At 71.1% G+C, this 17,912-nt stretch carries 14 protein-coding genes and 2 pseudogenes; 6 read left to right on the top strand and 10 right to left on the bottom strand.

What is annotated here, in order from left to right; genetic code table 11:
• Positions 1 to 12: 12 nt before the first annotated feature.
• The 7 genes and pseudogenes from KDL28_RS38065 to KDL28_RS38035 all read right to left on the bottom strand — a co-directional run bounded on the left by KDL28_RS38065 (position 13) and on the right by KDL28_RS38035 (position 8,420).
• A complete protein-coding gene (locus tag KDL28_RS38065; protein WP_252446354.1) occupies positions 13 to 822 on the bottom strand; it encodes an alpha/beta fold hydrolase in 810 nt (269 codons plus the stop codon).
• Between the two features lie 194 nt (positions 823 to 1,016).
• Positions 1,017 to 2,306 (bottom strand): glycosyltransferase, encoded by a 1,290-nt coding sequence (locus KDL28_RS38060; RefSeq protein ID WP_252446353.1) that lies wholly within the window; start codon positions 2,304 to 2,306, stop codon positions 1,017 to 1,019.
• Positions 2,303 to 2,938 carry a TetR/AcrR family transcriptional regulator gene (locus KDL28_RS38055; protein ID WP_308216127.1) on the bottom strand — a complete coding sequence of 212 codons (636 nt, stop codon included), beginning with the start codon at positions 2,936 to 2,938 and terminating at the stop codon, positions 2,303 to 2,305. The genes KDL28_RS38060 and KDL28_RS38055 overlap by 4 nt, the downstream gene beginning before the upstream one ends.
• A 312-nt stretch (positions 2,939 to 3,250) precedes the next feature.
• A pseudogene (locus tag KDL28_RS38050) lies at positions 3,251 to 3,966 on the bottom strand (IS5 family transposase).
• Positions 3,967 to 4,375: 409 nt separating this feature from the next.
• Positions 4,376 to 5,026 carry a methyltransferase family protein gene (locus KDL28_RS41945; RefSeq protein ID WP_252446351.1) on the bottom strand — a complete coding sequence of 217 codons (651 nt, stop codon included), beginning with the start codon at positions 5,024 to 5,026 and terminating at the stop codon, positions 4,376 to 4,378.
• 41 nt (positions 5,027 to 5,067) lie between these two features.
• Positions 5,068 to 7,704, bottom strand: coding sequence for a rifamycin-inactivating phosphotransferase (gene rph, locus KDL28_RS38040; RefSeq protein WP_252446350.1), 2,637 nt, complete (start codon positions 7,702 to 7,704; stop codon positions 5,068 to 5,070).
• The gene (locus tag KDL28_RS38035; RefSeq protein ID WP_252446349.1) at positions 7,701 to 8,420 is read right to left on the bottom strand and encodes a TetR/AcrR family transcriptional regulator; all 720 of its coding nucleotides are present in this window, start codon (positions 8,418 to 8,420) and stop codon (positions 7,701 to 7,703) included. Before KDL28_RS38035 ends, rph begins: the two co-directional genes overlap by 4 nt.
• 370 nt (positions 8,421 to 8,790) lie before the next feature.
• Here KDL28_RS38035 and KDL28_RS38030 point away from each other — a divergent pair, with 370 nt between their 5' ends.
• Positions 8,791 to 9,480, top strand: a complete 690-nt coding sequence (locus tag KDL28_RS38030) for an AAA family ATPase (protein WP_252446348.1) — start codon at positions 8,791 to 8,793, stop codon at positions 9,478 to 9,480.
• Between the two features lie 76 nt (positions 9,481 to 9,556).
• Here the strand turns inward: KDL28_RS38030 and KDL28_RS38025 are convergent, their stop codons facing one another.
• A complete protein-coding gene (locus KDL28_RS38025) occupies positions 9,557 to 10,060 on the bottom strand; it encodes a hypothetical protein (protein WP_252446347.1) in 504 nt (167 codons plus the stop codon).
• A gap of 10 nt (positions 10,061 to 10,070) precedes the next feature.
• Here KDL28_RS38025 and KDL28_RS38020 point away from each other — a divergent pair, with 10 nt between their 5' ends.
• From KDL28_RS38020 to KDL28_RS38000, 5 genes are all read left to right on the top strand, one after another.
• Positions 10,071 to 10,457, top strand: a complete 387-nt coding sequence (locus tag KDL28_RS38020) for a hypothetical protein (RefSeq protein WP_252446346.1) — start codon at positions 10,071 to 10,073, stop codon at positions 10,455 to 10,457.
• 498 nt (positions 10,458 to 10,955) lie between these two features.
• Positions 10,956 to 12,683, top strand: a complete 1,728-nt coding sequence (locus KDL28_RS38015; RefSeq protein WP_252446345.1) for an ABC transporter ATP-binding protein — start codon at positions 10,956 to 10,958, stop codon at positions 12,681 to 12,683.
• Entirely contained in the window at positions 12,680 to 14,395 is a 1,716-nt protein-coding gene (locus tag KDL28_RS38010) for an ATP-binding cassette domain-containing protein (RefSeq protein WP_252446344.1), read from the top strand. Before KDL28_RS38015 ends, KDL28_RS38010 begins: the two co-directional genes overlap by 4 nt.
• A gap of 25 nt (positions 14,396 to 14,420) precedes the next feature.
• Positions 14,421 to 15,440, top strand: coding sequence for a GlxA family transcriptional regulator (locus tag KDL28_RS38005; RefSeq protein ID WP_252446343.1), 1,020 nt, complete (start codon positions 14,421 to 14,423; stop codon positions 15,438 to 15,440).
• Between the two features lie 105 nt (positions 15,441 to 15,545).
• On the top strand, positions 15,546 to 15,974 hold the full coding sequence (locus tag KDL28_RS38000; RefSeq protein ID WP_252446342.1) for a type 1 glutamine amidotransferase family protein: 429 nt from the start codon (positions 15,546 to 15,548) through the stop codon (positions 15,972 to 15,974).
• A gap of 102 nt (positions 15,975 to 16,076) precedes the next feature.
• Here KDL28_RS38000 and KDL28_RS37995 read toward each other — a convergent pair whose 3' ends face one another.
• The gene (locus KDL28_RS37995) at positions 16,077 to 16,418 is read right to left on the bottom strand and encodes a hypothetical protein (protein ID WP_252446341.1); all 342 of its coding nucleotides are present in this window, start codon (positions 16,416 to 16,418) and stop codon (positions 16,077 to 16,079) included.
• Between the two features lie 735 nt (positions 16,419 to 17,153).
• A pseudogene (locus KDL28_RS37990) lies at positions 17,154 to 17,789 on the bottom strand (IS630 family transposase); the annotation flags it as partial.
• Positions 17,790 to 17,912 lie beyond the last annotated feature (123 nt).

Here is a 17,912-nt window from a genome sequence, read left to right as displayed (position 1 = left end):
CCTCCCCGCAAACTACGGCGACGGCGTTCGCAGCACCTTGTCGCCGAGCCTGGCGACGACCTCGGCCACCCGGGCCGGTGCGAGGCTGTTCGCCGCGTGGCCTTGGCGGCGCAGCCGAACGCGTTCGGTGTTCGGCAGGGCGCGTTCGAGCGCATCCAGCCGTTCGCCCAGGTGTTCCGGGCTCTTCTCGCCGCCGAGCAGGACAACGGGCACGTCGATTCGCGTGTACGCATCCAGCCGGAGACCCACCTCGTCGATGGCCGCGCCGTCGTCGAGTTGGTGCTGGGCGAGCCGGCTCAGCCGAGGCATCAGCGGGACGAAGGCTCCCGACATCCAGGCGGCCCACGCCGGAGTCCGCACGACGTCGCGCAGGAAGATCCTCAGCGCCCTACCCGGTTTTCCGGCCGTCATAGCGATCTGCGCCCGCGCCAACGCCTCGCCACCGAGCGGTGGTCCGATCACGCAGGGCGGTTCGTACAGCATCGCGCCGGCGAACGCCTCGGGCATCGCCACCAGCGCCTCCAACGCCAGCACCCCACCGGACGAGTGCCCGACGATCAGCATCGGCTCGTCGATCAGCTTCACCAGGGCGCGGACATGCTCAACTTCGTCAGCCATCGTGCACACGTCACCGGTTTTGAGGTCCTGACGGTACTGCCGGCGGTGCAATCGCAGCACCCTGAACCGCGACCTGAGCCGGGCGGCGACCCTTGCCCACGACGCACCCTCGTCCATGCCGCCGTGCAGGAACAGGATCACCGGACCCTGTCCTTCGTCGTAGGCACGCACGCTGCTGCCGTCGGCTGCCGTCGTCGTGATCATGTGGGGCCTTTCGGTAGGCCATTCATGGCTGATTGAGCGCCTATCGGGATGCCGACGGACTCGTGGGCACCCAGCCGGGTTGCAGCCCGACCGGTTGAACCAGGTGGTGATCTACTTTTTCCGCCGTGCAGCGCAAAGCACTCACCCGGACGACTTCGGCGACCTCGACGAAGTCGCCGAACGGCTGCCGTCCTTCACGCTCTACCGGAACCGTGCGTGGTGGTGGGGGCGAGCCGTTCGAGCAGTGCGACGGCGTTGCGGACACCGTTCTCGTCGCGGATTCTCGCGCCGAGTTCGGCTGCTCGCGCGGACATCACCTTGTCGGTGGTCGCCCGGCGGATCGCGCCTGCGAGCTTCTCGGGCGTGAGGTGTCGCTGGGGCAGTGGTTCGGGCGCCACCCCACTGGCCTGGGTCCGACGGGCCCAGTACGGCTGGTCGGCGATGAATGGGCAGACGACCTGCGGGCGGCCCGAGGCCAGGGCGGCGGCGGTGGTGCCGCCGCCGCCGTGATGGACGATCGCCGCCATCCGTGGGAACAACCAGTCGTGCGGCGCCTGGTCGAGGACAAGGATCCGATCGGTGTCGATGAGGGCGTCGATGCCGCCCCATCCCGTGACGAGCACGGCACGGACGCCGGCGAGGCGGGCGGCCTCGGTGACGGTGCGGCCGACGCGGGCGGGTTCGCTGCCTGCCATGCTGCCGAATCCGATGTAGACCGGTGGGTCGCCGGCATCGAGAAAGGTGCTGAGCCGTTCCGGGGGCGTCCAGTCCTGGGTGGCCGGGAGGAACCAGAAGCCGGTGGTGCGGGTCCAGCTCGGATACTCCACCGGTGTGGGCAGGATGTGCTCGCTGAATGCCTGCAACACCGTGACCGGGTGCCCATCCGGTGCACGCAGGGCATCGTTCTGGTGCGGGCGCCGCGGCAGGCCGAGTGTTTCGGCCCGCCAGCGTGCGCCGCTGCCGACCAGTGCCCGCAGGACGAGGCCGTTCAACCGATAGCTGGCCCGATTCAGCGCCTTCGGGATGCCGAACGGGACCATCGGGCTCGGGAACGAACTGGTCGGCACCCAGCCAGGTTGCAACCCGACCGCAACGGCCGGCACGCCCAGTTTCTCTGCCAGGTGCTGCACAGGGGAGTTGATCGGATGGACGACGATGTCCACGTCGTCGGTGGGCACCGCGGCTATCTCGTCGTAGACCTCTCGCAGTTCCGCCTTCGCACGCGCCATCAGCCGGACCGCGGTGAGCTTGCCCCGCAGTCCCCGGTAGTTGGTCTCGATCGCCTTCCGGACCTCCGGGTCGCTCATGTCGTTCAGGTCGTCGGACAGCGGCGCGAACGGCACGCCGTACGGCTCAGCCAGCGACGCCGATCCCTCCGGAGCGCCCACCAGGACGTCGTGCCCAGCCTCCTGCAGGGCATGGGCGAGCGCGACGTACGGCTGAACGTCGCCACGGGTGCCGTGAGTGAAGATGAGGGCTTTCATGATTCGCGCTCCTTCCTGACCGCGTCCCACGCGTCGAGCGCGCGTTCGTCGGTGAAGATGCCGTGGGTGAGCATCTCGATCGCCACCCGGGAGAAGCGCAGCGTCACGTCGATGTCGTGCAGGTCCTCGACGCCGAGCACACGCGCGACGTGGTCGTCGAACGCGAGCGGCGCCAACAGATAGGTCACATAGACCACCGCACGCGTGCGCGGATGCCCGGTGACACGGACGCGCCCCTCTCGTTCGCCCTCGGCGAGCCACGCGTCCGCGAGATCGACGATCTCGTCGAACAGCGCTGCGGCCTCGGGCGAGCCATCGAGGAACGCCCGGGCCAGGTAGCGGCGCACCGGCGCGGCCGCTTCGAGCATCCTGGAAAGCCCGCTGGCGTCGCCCGCTTCCGCATCCGCCAGCTCGTCAGCGCCGTCGCCACGCATCGTCGCCGCAACGTACGCGTCGCACTCCCGGCGAAGCGCCTCCTTCGACCCGAAGTGATGCACCACCAGCGCGGGCGAGACGTCGGCATCGGCTGCGATCGCCCGGATCGTCACCCGGTTCACACCATCGCGTCCGAACCGTTCCAACGCCGCGTCCCGGATACGGGTCCGAGCGCTTGAGTCACCGGGAGCCAACACGACCCGAGACTAAACAGATGTTCAGCCTGCCGCAACCGACGCGTCACGGCTGAACCTCGGCACACGCTCGGCCCTCCGACGCGCTCACCGCTACCCGCGTCGAGGGCAAGCCGGTCCAGGATCTGCTGATCGCAGCGATGGTCCTATACGCCGGCCGCGCGGGGCGCGAGCGCGCGGTACTACCACCCGGCTCCTCGGCCACTGGACAGCTACCGACCCGAGGCGGCCGCAGCCCTGGACGAGAAGGCCCTGCAGTCGAGACCGTCACCAGAACGCTGAACGGAACCACACCCGCGTGACCATGACCTGGTCTCAGAACTCGGCATCGACAAGTCGGCGGAGATTGATCAAGACCATGCCCAGAGTCGGTAGCGGAGCCAGAGTGCGTTCGGTGCGGTCGTAGCGCAGCCCGAGCCGCTTGAACCGCAGCAGCCACGAGACGGTGCGCTCAACAGCCCTTGTCCGCGTGCAGCTTCTCGGGCCGACGTTGCGGGCGACCACGGCGGCCCGGGCGCCGGCCGACGCCCGGGTTGGTGTCGAGCAAGGGCTCGAACAGCTTGCTGTCGTGAGTGTTCGCCGCGGAGATCAGCACGTGTAGAGGTAGGCCGTTGGCGTCGCGGAGCAGGTGATACTTGCTGCCGGCGTTGCCGCGGTCGGTAGGGTTGCGACCGGTCGGTTCGCCCCCCTTTCGCCCGCACCGACACCCGCGTCGACACAGCCCCGCGACCAGTCCAGCACCTGCGCCTCGGAGAGTTCCTCGAGCACGACCCGGTGCAGGCGGTCCCACACGCCGGCGTCCTGCCAGGCCCGCAGCCGCTGCCAAGCGGTGTGTCCGGACCGCACCCCAACTGCGGAGGCAGGTCTCGCCAGCGGCATCCGGTGCGCAGCACGAACAGGATCCCTTCCAGCGCGGCTCGGTCGTCGATCCGTGGTCGGCCACCGGGTCCGCGCGGTCGTGGGCGAGGCGGGAGCAGCGGTTGGATCAGCTCCCAGAGCCGGTCGTCGATGAGTCGCTGGTGCGCCGTCACGACCGGAGAAGATCTCCGACGCGACGGTCAAGACCACGCACCGACACACCGAGTTTTGAGACCAGGTCTTAGGCTCCGTCAATCCCGGCGGGTTCAGCCCTCCTGAACATGGTGGGTGACGAACCGGCCGCGCTGGCGGTGTAGACGGTCGTGATCGCGTCGGGTTCGGGTGAACCGCGGTCAGCCCGGCGACGTGCTGGTGGCCTCAAGCGGAGCGTCGAGTGACGGCGATGGGGCGGAGTCCTCCCTCAAGGTTGCCGCCGATAACGAGGCTCCGACGCTGCCTACGCTCTTCGCGCGACTCGAGTCGACGTGGGTTGCCAACGAGCTGCAGGCGGCGTCGACGCCCGCCCGAGCACCTCAGGCAGCGCACCCGCGCTGTCCGAGGGCGAGCGCGGCGGGGCGTCGCTCACCACAGGTGCGGAACCAGCCGGAAGCGCACCTTCATCTCGTAGTCGCGGTAGCCGGACAGGCCGCCCTCCAGGAACCGCTCCTCGGCGCGAATCATCCAGACCAGCGCAGGCAGGAACAGCGCGGCGGGCAGCAGCCCCCACCACGAGCCGAGAGCCACTGGAGCGCCGACGACCAGCAGCAGGTCGCCCCCGTAGTTTGGGTGGCGGACCACCGCGTACGGGCCCGTGGAGATCACCCGCTGGTCCTCGTAGACCATGATCCCGGCACCGGCGAACGTGTTCTCCCGCTTGCTCCGGTACCACAACACGTTGGCCAGCACGACCGAAACGATGCCGAGGACAGGTACCCAGGCCGGCATCGCCGACCAGCCGAAGCGGCGGTCGAACGCGCAGACGACCAGCAGCCCGAGCTGGATCGCGTAGATGGCGCCGATGTCGATCCGCTGCCCGGTCGTGCTGGCCGCCCGGGCGGCCGGCTTGCGCCGCTCCAGCAGGGCGGGGTCGGCGATGGCGAGGTACGCGCCCTGCGCGGCCACCAGCCCCGCGAACACGGCGGCGAAGACCCAGCCCTGCCAATAGGCGGGGGTGCCGGCGATCAGACAGAGCACCCCGCCGAGCACGACCACCCCGACAACGGCGTTCCGCACCGCCGACACAATGGGGCGCGCTGGCGTGTGGCCGCCGGCAGTCACGGCAGGATCTCCACGTAGCCGGCGGTCCCGTCGACCCGGATCCGCTGCCCGTCCGCGATGCGGGTGGTCGCGTCCGGCACGCTCACCACGGCCGGCAGGCCGTACTCCCTGGCGACGACGGCGCCGTGGGTCATCATCCCGCCGACCTCGGTCACCAGGCCCGTGATGGACACGAACAGCGAGGTCCAGCTGGGGTCGGTGAACGTCGTGACGAGCACGTCGCCCTCCTCGACCCGCGCGTCCTCGAGCCGGCGCGCGACCCGAGCCCGGCCCTCGACGACACCCGCGGACACGGGCGTCCCGACCAGCGCCCCGGCGGGGACGCCGGTGTTGTCGTAGCGGCCCTGGACGACCTCTCCGTCGGAGGTCATCACCCGCGGCGGGCTCAGCCGCTCGAACGCCGCGTGGTCGGACCGGCGCCGGGCGATCAGGTCGCCGTCGAGTTGGCCGGTGTCGAGCACCTGCCGGAACTCGTCCAGTGCCAGGAAGAAGACGTCGTCCCGGTCGGCGAGCACGCCGTCGGCGACCAGCCGGTCGGCCTCGGCGAGTAGGCCCCGCCGGTACACCGCGAAGCGCTGCAGCATCGCGTACTTGGGGTACTCCCGGAACCCGACGAAGTTGCGGAACACGCTGATCTGCTTGGCCGTCCTGGCGGCCTTGCGCCGGCCAGCGGGCAGCCGCTCGATCCGGGCGAGCAGATCCGCCACCGTGCGCTGCACCTCGGCCTGCTTCTGCGCCCGGATCTTCTTCCGGGCGTCCGGTGGGAAGTTGCGGACGTCGTTGAGGACCAGCGGGACGAGCTGCGTCGGCCGCTCCGCCCAGCGCGGCGTGCTGATGTCGATCTCACCGGGGCAGCGCATTCCGTAGCGGTCCAGGTACCGGGCGAGGGAGTCAGCCACGGCCGGGCCGCCGGCCAAGCCGCGCAGCTCCGCGAAGAAGGTCTCGTCGTGGGCGCGCGGCAGGTGCTCCAGCACCGCCGGGTGCTGGCGGACGACGTCGGCGACGTCCAACAGGGCCAGGCCCATCTCGGTCGTGACGTTGTTGGTGACCCCTTGGGACAGCGCGTCGACGGCGTTCTTCTCCCCGAGCCATTTTGTCAGGTTCCGGTTGAGGCGGGTCGGGGTGAAGTAGCCGAGGATGCCCGCGCCGTAGTTCGCCAGGACGATCAACCGGAAGGCCTCGTCCACGTCACGCGTGATGAGGTCGACCACCTCGACCCCGGACGCGGCGCGCATCCGCTCTGCGAGCCCGCGCACCAGTTCGTCGTGCTCGGTGGCCACACGGTCGACGTAGGTGGGGTCGTTCTTCCGGTAGAGGCGCACCGCCTGGCGCAACCCGGACAGCAGGTCCCCGACGGAGCCGCCGTTAAGCCCCAGCCCTGGCTTGCCGCGGAACAGACACCGGACGAACTCCTCGCGCCCGAGGACGTTCTCCAACGCCTTCTGGATCAGCGGGTCGACCGATCCGAGGCCGTTGCGCACGAAGGTCCGGCGCGACCGCGCCGAGGCCAGCTCGGGGGATACGTCCATGTAGGGACGGTTGCCGAGCTCGACCATCGGGTTGTTGCTGATCTTCCGCAGCCACATCGGGAACAGCGACAGCCCCAGTGGCTTCCACGCATCGGTCATCATCTGCTGGTGGCCGATCGACATGTAGACGTGGTTGCGGCCGTCTGACACCGCGGGCACCGGGTAGAGGGTGGTGATGGGGCGGCTCTGCAGGATGTGGAACGTGTCCCCGGCCAGGGCCCACTCGATGTCCTGGGGGCGGCCGAAGCTCCGCTCGATCCGCCGGCCCATCGCCGCCAGCCGCAGGATCTGCGGGTCGGTCAGCGCGGGCGCGATCCGCTCCCGCGGGCCGAGCGTCCGCTGCTCCGTCCCGCCGCCGGCGCTGGGGACGATCGCCCGTTCCTTGCTGGAGACCGTCCGGTTGACGATCGCGTCGGCGCGCACCCGATAGGTGTCCGGGTTCACCAGCCCGGACACCAGCGCCTCACCGAGCCCGAAGCCGGCGTCGATGGAGACGACGGTGCGGTCCGAGGTGACCGGATCCGCGGTGAACATGACGCCGGCGGCGTCCGGTGCGACCATCCGCTGCACGACCACGGCCAGCTGGACCCGGCCGTCGTCGAAGCCGTTCTGCATCCGGTAGACCACCGCCCGGTCGGTGAACAGCGACGCCCAGCACCGCCGGACCGCGTCCAGGACCGCCGCGCCGCCGCGCACGTTCAGGTAGGTGTCCTGCTGGCCGGCGAAGGAGGTGGTCGGCAGGTCCTCGGCGGTCGCGCTGGACCGCACCGCGTAGGCGTGCTCGGGGCCGAGTGCGGTCAGCCGGTCGAGGACTGGCTGGGCGATGTCGTCGGGGATCTCCGTCGCCTCGATGGCGCTGCGCAACTCCGCGCTGATGGCGGTGATCCGCACCCGGTCGGTCGCGTCCGCGAGCCGGTCGAGCAGTGCCGCGAAGCCGGGTATTCGGCCGACGACGCTCGCGTACGCCTCGGTCGTGACGCAGAAGCCGGTCGGCACGCCCAGATCTCGCAGCCGCGACAGCTCCGCGAGGTTCGCGCCCTTGCCGCCCACCAGTTCCGGTCTCGTGCCGTCGGCCTGCTCGAAGTCGAGCACATAGGGGTTCATGTCGATGTCCGTTCGGTCGTCAGGGCCGCCACCCATCCGCGCACCGTGTTCGCGTCCGGCCGCTCCAGCAGCGCGCTGGTGCAGCCGAGGACGCGCTCGATCGCTTCGGCCATCGCGGCGCCGCCCGCGACGACCTCGTCGAGGTGCTGCTCCGCCGCGGGGTCCTCGGCGAGGGCGAGCATCGCCCGCAGCACGGCCTCCCCCATGCCCCGGCTGATCGCCAGCACGACCCGGCCCACCTGGTCGGGATGGCTCGCGGTGAAGACCCCCTCCGTGACGCCCTGGCGGACGATCGCGCTCAGCAGCGGCGCCCGCCGCTCCACGATGACCTGGTCGGTCCGCTCCCGCACGACTGCGTTGTCGTCGGCGAACCAGACCCGGGCCAGGTCGGCGATCAGCGCCCGCCGGTCGCTGCGGCGCTGCTGCAGGGCCGCGAAGAAGCGTCGGAACTTCTCCGGCGCGGACAGCCCCGGATCCGCGACGATCGCCCGGAACGCGCCGTCGAGCTCGTCCTGCCCACGCTCCACGTAGGCGATGAGCAGCGCGGACTTCGAGGTGAAGTAGTGGTAGAAGGCGCCGTTCGACATGCCGATCTCACGGCGGACGTCCTGTATGGACAGTCGCTCGTAGCCGACGGTGTCGAGGTGGCGCCCAGCGATGTCGAGGATCTGGCCGCGCTTGGCGGCGAACTCCTCGGCGTTGACGGTGCGGGCCATCACGGGCGTGCCTCAGGTGGGTGCGATGATTAGTAGAGATGTCTCTGCTAACGCAGAGTAGGAGCCTCCGCGCCGGCTGTCAAAGGGGCAGCGCACCACGCCGAGGCTGGCCGGCACGGCCTTCGCCCGGCCGCAGCCGCCTGGGCTACGTCGGTTTCCTGCGCCTGTGGCGGTTGTCGCTGCAGTCCAGGCCGTCGTGTACCGCGAGAAGGCTCTGCTGGTTCAGCGTGGTCGGGACACGTTCATGCCTCATGGCCTACGCAGTTGGTCTGGTGCTGCACGCTGATGGGCTAGGGCAACGCGCAGACCTGGGTGTGCGGTCTGCGGTGAGCGACCTGGCGCGAGGTGAGCAGGAGGCTGAGCAACGCGAATGACTGACCGGCTCGTTGGCCGCGGGTACGAGCTCGCGTTGCTGCGCGATGCGGCGCGAGGCGGGCGTGGGCGGCTCGTGCTGGTCGGCGGCGAGCCCGGCGTTGGTAGGACCCGACTTGTCCGCGAGCTTGCTGTCGAGGCGGTGGCGGCGGGTAGCGAAGTGGCGGAGGCGGCGTGCTGGGCGGGGTCTGGGGCGCCAGCGTATTGGCCCTGGGCGCAGCTCGTCCGTGCCATCGCAGCCCGCCTCGATGGCAGCACGCTGCTGGCGGCGGCCGGAACGGGTGCCGTGGACCTGACCCGGCTGGTGCCCGGGTTGGGCGCACGCCTTGATCCTGGCGTCGTGCCGCCGCTGGCACCAGATCAGAGCCCATTCCGGCTGTTCGACGCGGTGGCTACCTTTGTTGTGGCGGTCTCGACCTCGGTGCTGCGGGGGCACTACTGCTTGTCGTCGACGACCTGCACTGGGCCGACCCGTCGTCGATCGCTCTGCTGCATGCCATGTCCGCTCGGTTGCCGCTGGTGCCGATCCTGGTGGTGGCGATGCTCCGCGATGACGAGGTTCATCCCACGCATCCCCTCGCTGCCCTGCGCGGCGGCCGACGAGCGACCACGACCAGCTCACCCTCACCGGGCTGCCGCAGGACGAGGTCGCCGAGCTGGCCGAGGTGATGACTGGCCGGCCCATTGATGCCGCCGCGGTCAGCGACCTGCACGGGCGAACGGATGGAAACCCGTTCTTCGTCCGGGAACTGCTGCGGCTGGGATCACGGGTGCGGGGCGGGCCGCCTGCGGGCGTGCGCGAGACCGTGCGGCGCAGGCTGAACCAGCGCACCGTCGAGTGCCAGGCCCTGCTCGAGGATGCGGCGGTGCTCGGCGAGGACATCGAGATTGATCGGCTCGCGGCGATGGCTACCCTCGACCGACGGCACTGCGCGGCGCTGCTGGCTGAGGCCACCTCCGCGCACCTGGTCGAGCCGTCCAACGGCGGTTGCCGGTTCGTGCACGCGCTCGTCAGCGAGGTACTCCGCGACGGGCTTGATGCCGCGGCCCGCCGAGCCGCCCACCGCCGCTGCGCGGAAACCCTGGGCCGCGGCCGCGAGGACAGGCAGGCCGAGCTTGCGTTCCACCTGGCCCGCGCGGTGCCCGATGTCGCCGTGGTCGAAGCGATCGCGGCCGCAGACGGGGCGGGCCGGGCGGCCCTGGGCCGCCTCGCGTATGCCGAGGCGGCCGAGCTGTTCACGCTGGCGCTCGACCTCGGCGAGCGCCACGACGAGCGGCGTGGCCGCGGGGCTGCTCGTGCGAATAGGCGCCGCCCGGCGGGCGGCGGGAGAGTTGGAACAGGCCCGAGATGCGTTCGCCGCCGCGGTCGAGGAGGCCCGCCGAACCGGGGACACCGCCACGTTCGTCGACGCCGCACTGGGGATCGGCACCGACTTCGGCATCGGCTACGCCGATGAGCTGGAGATCCGGCTGCTCGAGGAGGCTCTGACGGCACTCGCGCCAACCGACGTGCAACGGCGCGCCCAAGTCCTCGCCCGGCTCGCCCGGGCCCTGCACCTGGCCTCCGATCCGGCCGCCGGCTCGCGCTCGCCAACGCGGCTGCGGACATGGCCAGCGGGCTGGACGATCCGGCTGTGCTCGGAGGGGTCCTCTTCGACCACTTGACCGCAGTATGGGGAAATCTCTCGGCGGCGGAGCGCCTGGCCGTGACCGACCGGATTGAGCGCGCCGCGGCCTCCGCGGGCGACGACGCACTGCGTATGCAAGCCCGGTTACTGCGCGTCGGAGAGCTCGTCGAGAGCGGACCTCGCTGGTGCGCGCGCCGCGCTGGACGCTGCTGAACAGGCAGTCGAGACGCTGCGCCAACCCCCGTTCCGGTGGCAAGTGCTGCTCGTTCGGGCGTCACTCGCTGTGCTGGGGGATCAGTTCGCGGAGGCAGAGAGGCTCATCGGGGAGGCGGCCGCCGCTGGTACCGCCATCGGCCACCCGAGCTCGGCCGGGTTCGTGCTGGCCACCTCCTGCGCGATGCTGATCGTCCGAGCAGGGCCTCGGCGTGTCGCCGCCCGCCCAGTGTGCCGCGCCGGCCGCGCGGCCCCGCGCGCTGTCGTGATCTGTGGGGTACGGGTCGTGGACGCCATCCGGTGCGCATCGCAGGCTGAACGCATGGCCGATGGACTCGTCGCGGTGCTGGCCCGCGGGCGGCTCGCCCGGATTCTCGGAATGGCCGCCCTGCTGGTGGTGAGCGCGGCGATCCCGCTGGTCGGCCCGCAGCTCATGCGGGTGTTCATCGACGAGGCGGCGGCGGGCCGGCCGGTGACGCTGCTGGTGGCCGTCGCCGGCGGGTATGTCGCGGTCTCGTTCGTCCAACAGACCCTCCGGGTCCTGGTGACGTCCGCGAGCACGCACCTGACCTGGGCTGCGACCAACGAACTGCGGGAGAAGGTCGCACGGCACATCCTCGGGCTCGATCTGTCCTTCCACGAACGGCATTCCCCCGGCGAGCTGATCGAACGGGCCGACGGCGACGTCACCGCGCTCACCTCGTTCGCCTCGTCGTTCCTGGTGCAGTTCGTCGGCAGTGCGGTGACGCTGCTGGGCGTCCTGGTCGTGGTGTTCGTCGAGGACTGGCGGGTGGGGCTGGGGCTGGCCGGGTTCGTCGTGGTGGCTGGGGTGACGATCGGTCGAGTGCGGCACTCGGCCGTCCCGATGGCGGTGGAGCGCCGGGCGGCCTCGGCGGCATTGTTCGGCGAGCTCGAGGAGCGGCTGGGCGGGGCCGAGGAGCTCCGCGCGAACGCCGGCGGGGCGTTCGCGATCCGGCGATTCCAGCGTGCGCTGGAACGCCTGATCCGGGTCTCCCGGCGGGCGTCGCTGGCCTCCCGGACCAACTGGGTCGTCACGCTGACGGTCTTCGCGGCCGGCGGGGTGGCCAGCCTGCTGGCCGGAACGCTGCTGTTCCAGGCCGGTTCGATCAGCCTGGGGACGGTCTACCTGCTGTTCCGCTACACCGATCTGCTCCGCGGGCCGCTGGAGGCGATCTCCGATCAGCTGCCGAAGGCCCAGGAGGCGCTCGCCGGGGTCAGCCGGGTGCGGCAGGTGCTGGCCGAACGGTCGGCGGTGCCCGACGACGGTCGCGCGACGCTCCCGCCGGGACCGCTGTCGGTCGAGCTGGACGGCGTCCGGTTCGCGTACACGCCGGACACCGACGTCCTCGGCGGGCTGTCGCTGACCGTCGAGCCCGGAACCGTGCTGGGCGTGGTCGGTCGGACGGGCAGCGGCAAGACCACCGTGACCCGGCTGCTGCTGCGGCTGCTCGATCCGACCGACGGGGCGGTGCGCATCGCCGGCACCGACGTCCGGCACGTGCGCCTCGCGGACCTGCGCAAGCGGGTCGCCCTGGTGACCCAGGACGTGCAACTGTTCGCGGCATCGCTACGGGACAACCTCACGCTGTTCGGCGCGCACCGGGCCGACGACGACGAGATGGTCGCCGTCCTGCGCGACCTCGGCCTCGGTGACTGGTACCGGGCGCTGCCGGACGGGCTGGACACCGTGCTCGGACCGGGCGGGGCGGGGGCCTCCGCCGGGGAGGCCCAGCTCGTCGCGTTCGCCAGGGTGTTCCTGCGCGACCCCGGCCTGGTCGTCCTGGACGAGGCCACCTCCCGGATGGACCCGGTGAGCGAGGCCCGCATCGAGCGGGCCGTAACGATGTTGCTGGTCGGCCGGACCGCGATCGTGATCGCCCACCGGCTCGGCACCCTCGACCGCGCCGACCGGATCCTGGTACTGGAGCGGGGCCGGATCGCCGAGCACGGCCCGCGCCAGGCGCTGGCCGACGATGCCGGATCCCTCTTCGCCGGGCTGCTCGCCGCGGCGGCCGGGGGCGTGCGATGACCGAGCGGCGCCCGTCGACCTGGCGGCTGGCCGGCCGGCTGGCCTGGTACCGGCCCGGCCTGCTGCTGCTCTCGCTGGTCTTCTTCGTCGCGGCCAGCTCCTCGATGGTGCTGATCGGCTGGCTGTTGCAGCAGATCTTCACCACGCTCGGCGGCGGTGCTGCCGCCGGCTTCGACGGCCTCGGGCTCATCGCGGTGCTGGCCGCGGTCGAGGTGACCCGGATCGCCGCGAGCTGGGCCGGCGTGCTGCGCACCCTGTACTGGGAACGGCTGCGCGGGCTGCTCCGGCTCAACCTGCTGCGCGCCCAGCTGGCCAGCGGGGGACCGGGTGCCGGATCCCTGCCCTCCTCCACCGGGGAGGCGGTCAGCCGGTTCCGCGACGACGTGGACGACTTCCTCTACCTCTGCGAGATGACCGTCTTCGTCGCCGGCGAACTGCTGTTCGCCGTCGGGGCGATCACCATCATGCTGTCCATCGACCCGCTGATGACGATCGCGGTGCTGCTCCCGCTGGCCGCGATGGTGTTCACCACCCGGAGCGTGAGCAACCGGATCCGGGACCGCCGAGTGGCCTACCGGCGCGCGTCGGGGGCGGTGGCCGGGCTGCTCGGGGAGATGTTCGGCGCGGTGCTGGCGGTCAAGACCGCACAGGCCGGCGGCGGGATCCTGGGCCGGCTCGCGGAGCTCAACGAGCGTCGCAGCCGGGCCGGCCTGCGCGACCAGCTCGCCACCGACCTGCTGGACACGTTCAACCGGCTGACCGTCGACCTCAGCGTCGGGCTGGTGCTGCTGCTCGCCGTCCCGGCGATGCACTCCGGCCGGTTCACCGTGGGCGACCTCGCGCTGTTCGCCGGCTACGCCGCCGCACTGGTGGCGATGCCGCGCTACGTCGGTCGGCTGATCGCCGGGCACCGGCGGGCCGGCGTCGCGGTCGACCGGATGACCGCGCTCCTCCCGGCCGGGTCGCCCGCGGCGCTGGTCACCCACCGTCCGCTGTTCGACGCCGAACCGCCGCCGGCGCCGTACCTGCGCGCACCCGGCCCGTTGCGGAGCCTGCAGGTGCGCGGCCTGACCGCGGTCCATCCCGGGTCCGGACGCGGCGTGCACGACGTCGACCTGACCCTGACCGCGGGAACGCTCACCGTCATCACAGGTCCGGCGGGGGCGGGCAAGACGACGTTGCTGCGCGCGTTGCTGGGGCTGCTGCCCGGCCAGGCCGGGGAGTTGTTCTGGAACGGCGAGCCGGTGGCGGACCGCGCCGCGTTCCTGGTCCCACCGCGCAGCGCCTACGTGCCCCAGGTACCCCGGCTGTTCAGCGAGCCGCTGCGGGACAACCTGCTGCTGGGCAGCGAGGATGCCGCGGGCCTCGACGGCGTGGTGCGCTCGGCCGTGTTCGACGACGACCTCGCGGCCATGCCGGACGGGTTGGACACCGCGGTCGGCACCCGCGGGGTGCGGCTGTCCGGCGGGCAGGTGCAGCGGGTGGCCATCGCGCGGGCCCTGGTGCGCCGGCCCGACCTGCTGGTCCTCGACGACGTCTCCAGTGCGATGGACGTGCACACCGAGCGTCAGTTGTGGGACCGGCTGCTCACGCGCTCGGACCGGGCGCTGCTTGTCGTGTCGAACCGCCCGGCCACCATCGCCCGCGCCGACCAGGTCGTCCGGCTCGACCACGGGCGGGCTCACCCCGGTCGCGAGCGGCTCGCCGCGTGATGGCGTGATCTGTGGGCTACTGGTCGTGGACGACATCGCGGAGCCGCAGCAGGCTGAGGACATACAGCCCAGCGAGGTCACCTGCGTGATCTTCGACGGCCACCAGTCGCTGGACCTGACGGGGCCGTTCGAGGTGTTCCGGCACGCCGGGTACGCGTGTGCGGTGGTGGCCGCGCAGGCGGGTCCGGTGCGGTCGAGCATGGGGCTGTCGATCAACGCCGACCGCCCGGTGGCCGAGGTGGATCCGCACGGCGTCGACACGGTGATCGTGGCCGGCGGCGAGGGCGTGTTCGACGCCCGGTCCGACCGGGCGCTGCTCGACTGGCTGGCCGTCGCCGGGGCGTCGGCCCGGCGGGTGGCGTCGGTGTGCAGCGGCGCGTTCCTGCTCGCCGAGGCGGGCCTGCTGGACGGACGCCGGGTGACCACGCACTGGCGGCGCGGGGCCCGGTTGGCCCAGGAGTACCCGGCGATCACCGTCGACTGCGAGCCGATCTTCATCCGGAACGGGCGGTTGTGGACCTCCGCCGGGGTGACCGCCGGGATCGACCTGGCCCTGGCGCTGGTCGAGGACGACCTCGGCGCCGAGGCCGCGCTGGACGTCGCCAGGGAGTTGGTGATGTTCCTGCGCCGGCCGGGAGGCCAGTCGCAGTTCAGCGTGCCGCTGTGGTCCCGGCCGCCGGCGACCGACGCGCTGCACGAGGTCGTGGACGCGATCCATACCGATCCGGGCGGCCGGCACGACATCACCTCGATGGCCGCGGTGGCCGGCCTGTCGCCACGGCACCTGCAGCGGCGGTTCACCCGGGAGATCGGCCTGCCGCCGGCGGCCTACGTCGAGCGGGTCCGCATCGAGGCGGCCCAGCGCGCGCTCGCCGAGCGGGACGACCCGGTGGAGGCCATCGCCCGCCGCTGCGGCTTCGGCACCGCGGAAACCCTGCGGCGGACCTTCCACCGCCTGGTCGGCGTCGCGCCATCGGACTACCGAGCCCGGTTCCATTCGGCGCACGTCTGGCCCGCCGCCGGTGCCGCCATTCCGGACCCGTGATGAATCACATCGGCGAGAGCTGACATCGGCATCTACCCGCTGTGCGGGGACGGATACCAGGCTGCGGGCAGGCACCGCCGGCGACGACAATCGGAGAGAACCGCGATGGCCCGCACCGGCACGATCCTGACCATTGTCACGAACACCGGCGAATACCAGAAGGTCGGTTACCGTACCGGCCTGTGGCTCGGCGAGCCGGCGCATTTCTACGATCTGGTGCGCGAGCACGGGTTCGCGGTGGACATCGCCAGCCCGAACGGCGGCTTCGTGCCGATCGACCCGGTCAGCCTGGCCCCCGACCACCTGGACGAGTCGACCGCCCGGCGCTACCGCGACCGCGACTTCATGAACCTGCTGACCACCACGATGAAGGCCACCGACGCCACCGTCGAGGACTACGACGCGGTCTACTTCGCCGGCGGGCACGGGGTGATGTTCGACTACCGCGGGCCGACCTCGGCGCGCTCACCGCGACGTTCTACGAGTCGGGCCGGGTCGTCTCCGTGGTCTGCCACGGCCCCGCCGGTCTGCTGAACGTCCCGCTCGGCACCGGCGAGCCGCTGGTCGAGGGCAAGCGGGTAACCGGGTTCTCCTAACCGGAGGAGGAACTCGCGGAACGTGCCGACGCGGTTCCGTTCAGCCTGCAGGACGAGTTGACGAATCTCGGCGCGGATTACCGCACCGCGGAGACCCCTTCGAGCCGTACCTGGTCGCGGACGGGCGGCTGATCACCGGGCAGAACCCGGCCACCACCCGCCACGATTCCGGATCGCCGTCCGGATCCGCCGGGGATCCGGGCCCGACCAGGTCGAACGGGCCCTGGTAGCGCTCTCCGAGCAGCTCGTCGAGGGCGATCGGGCGGATCACCTCCGCCCCGTCGCCCAGCGCGGGGGCCAGCCGTTCCGCGGCCACGACGACCGGCCGGTCGGCTGCCCGGCCGCCGCCGGCGAGCACGTAGTCGATGGCGGGGCCCACCACGGCGGCGGTGGTGGAGACGAACGTCCACGGTATCGTCGTCCCGACCAGCAGGGACGCGCCCGCTCGCGGTCCGGTCCGGCGAGCCCGTGGCCACTGGAGGCGAGCGGCCCGGTCAGCAGCGGCAGCCGGACGTAGACGCTGACGTCGTCCACCTCGCGGTAGCCCTGCGCGACCTCGTGGTCGGACAACGCCGTACCGCTGGCGCCGACCGCAAGCAGCTGTGGCTGCGGCTGCTGCCATGTCCTCCCCTTCCGAGGGCTACCACATGGCGCAGTGGGCGCAAAGCCGGGGATGGAAAAGATCGGATCCCGCAGGAGTCCGTTGTGCCCGATGAATATCTGTGGCCGGGCGACACCGCCTGGCTCCCATCGACATGCGGCGGAACGTACCCTGATCCAGGGCTGAGTACTGTCAGCGGGCACCACTGCAGAGGTGAATCGTGGAGAAGGCGGTCGAATTATTCTGGGGACCACCTGGGGACCACACGCTGTCGCGGACGTATCACAACCAGGGCGTCTGTGAACGCGACTCGCGGTACCGAGAGGGCATGACGTGCGTAAACGTCTAATCCGCTGGCCTGGGGGTCAAGGGGTCGCAGGTTCAAATCCTGTCGTCCCGACGGCACGGCGGGCGGTTCTCCTCTCACGAGGAGGGCCGCCCGTTTCGTCTCTGACCTGCGCCTTCACCTGTGGGCCATGATCGCTTGAGTCGATTCTGGTGTGGGCCACTGTTGATCTAGTGCCGCGTGCTGGAAGTTGATTGACGGTGGGCTTTCGCGATGATCGTGTCGGCGTCCTTGGTCCAGACGAACGGGTGGCAGCGGTCGTTCCAGCCGTCGATGAACGCGGTGATCGCCTCGATCAGGTCGCGGACCGAGGTGTAGGTGCCGCGGCGGATGGCCTGGCCGGTGATGATCCCGAAGAAGATCTCGACCATGTTCAGCCACGACCCCGAGGTCGGAGTGAAGTGCAGGGTGACGCGCGGGTTGCGGGCCAGCCACGCCTTCACCGCCGGGTGCTTGTGGGTGGCGTAGTTGTCCACCACGAGGTGCAGCTTCCGGCGCGGGTAGGCCCTGGCCACCTGCTTGAGGAAGGTCAGGAACTCCTGGTGGCGGTGTCGGGGCAGACACGCCTGCTCGACGCGGCCGGTCGCGACCTCCAGCGCGGCGAACAGCGTGGTGGTGCCGTGACGGACGTAGTCATGGGTGGCGCGCTCGGGCAGTCCCGGACGGATCGGGAGGATCGGCGCGGTCCGGTCCAGGGCCTGGATCTGGGACTTCTCGTCCACGCACAGCACCACCGCCTTCTCCGGCGGATGCAGATACAGGCCAACGACGTCGCGGATCCTGGCATCCAACTCGGGGTCGGGGGACTGCTGCACTCGTAGGTGACATCTGAGCTGTGGTGCCGACTGGCACTGCTGGAAGGATGTTCACCGTGCCCAAGCCTTACCCCCAGGAGTTCCGCGACGATGTCGTGCGAGTCGCGCGCGAGC

The organism is Pseudonocardia humida (assembly GCF_023898865.1).
In the GTDB taxonomy this organism is placed as follows: domain Bacteria; phylum Actinomycetota; class Actinomycetes; order Mycobacteriales; family Pseudonocardiaceae; genus Pseudonocardia; species Pseudonocardia humida.
Note: the sequence above shows the minus strand (reverse complement) of the source record. Positions and strands in the feature narration are given on the sequence as shown.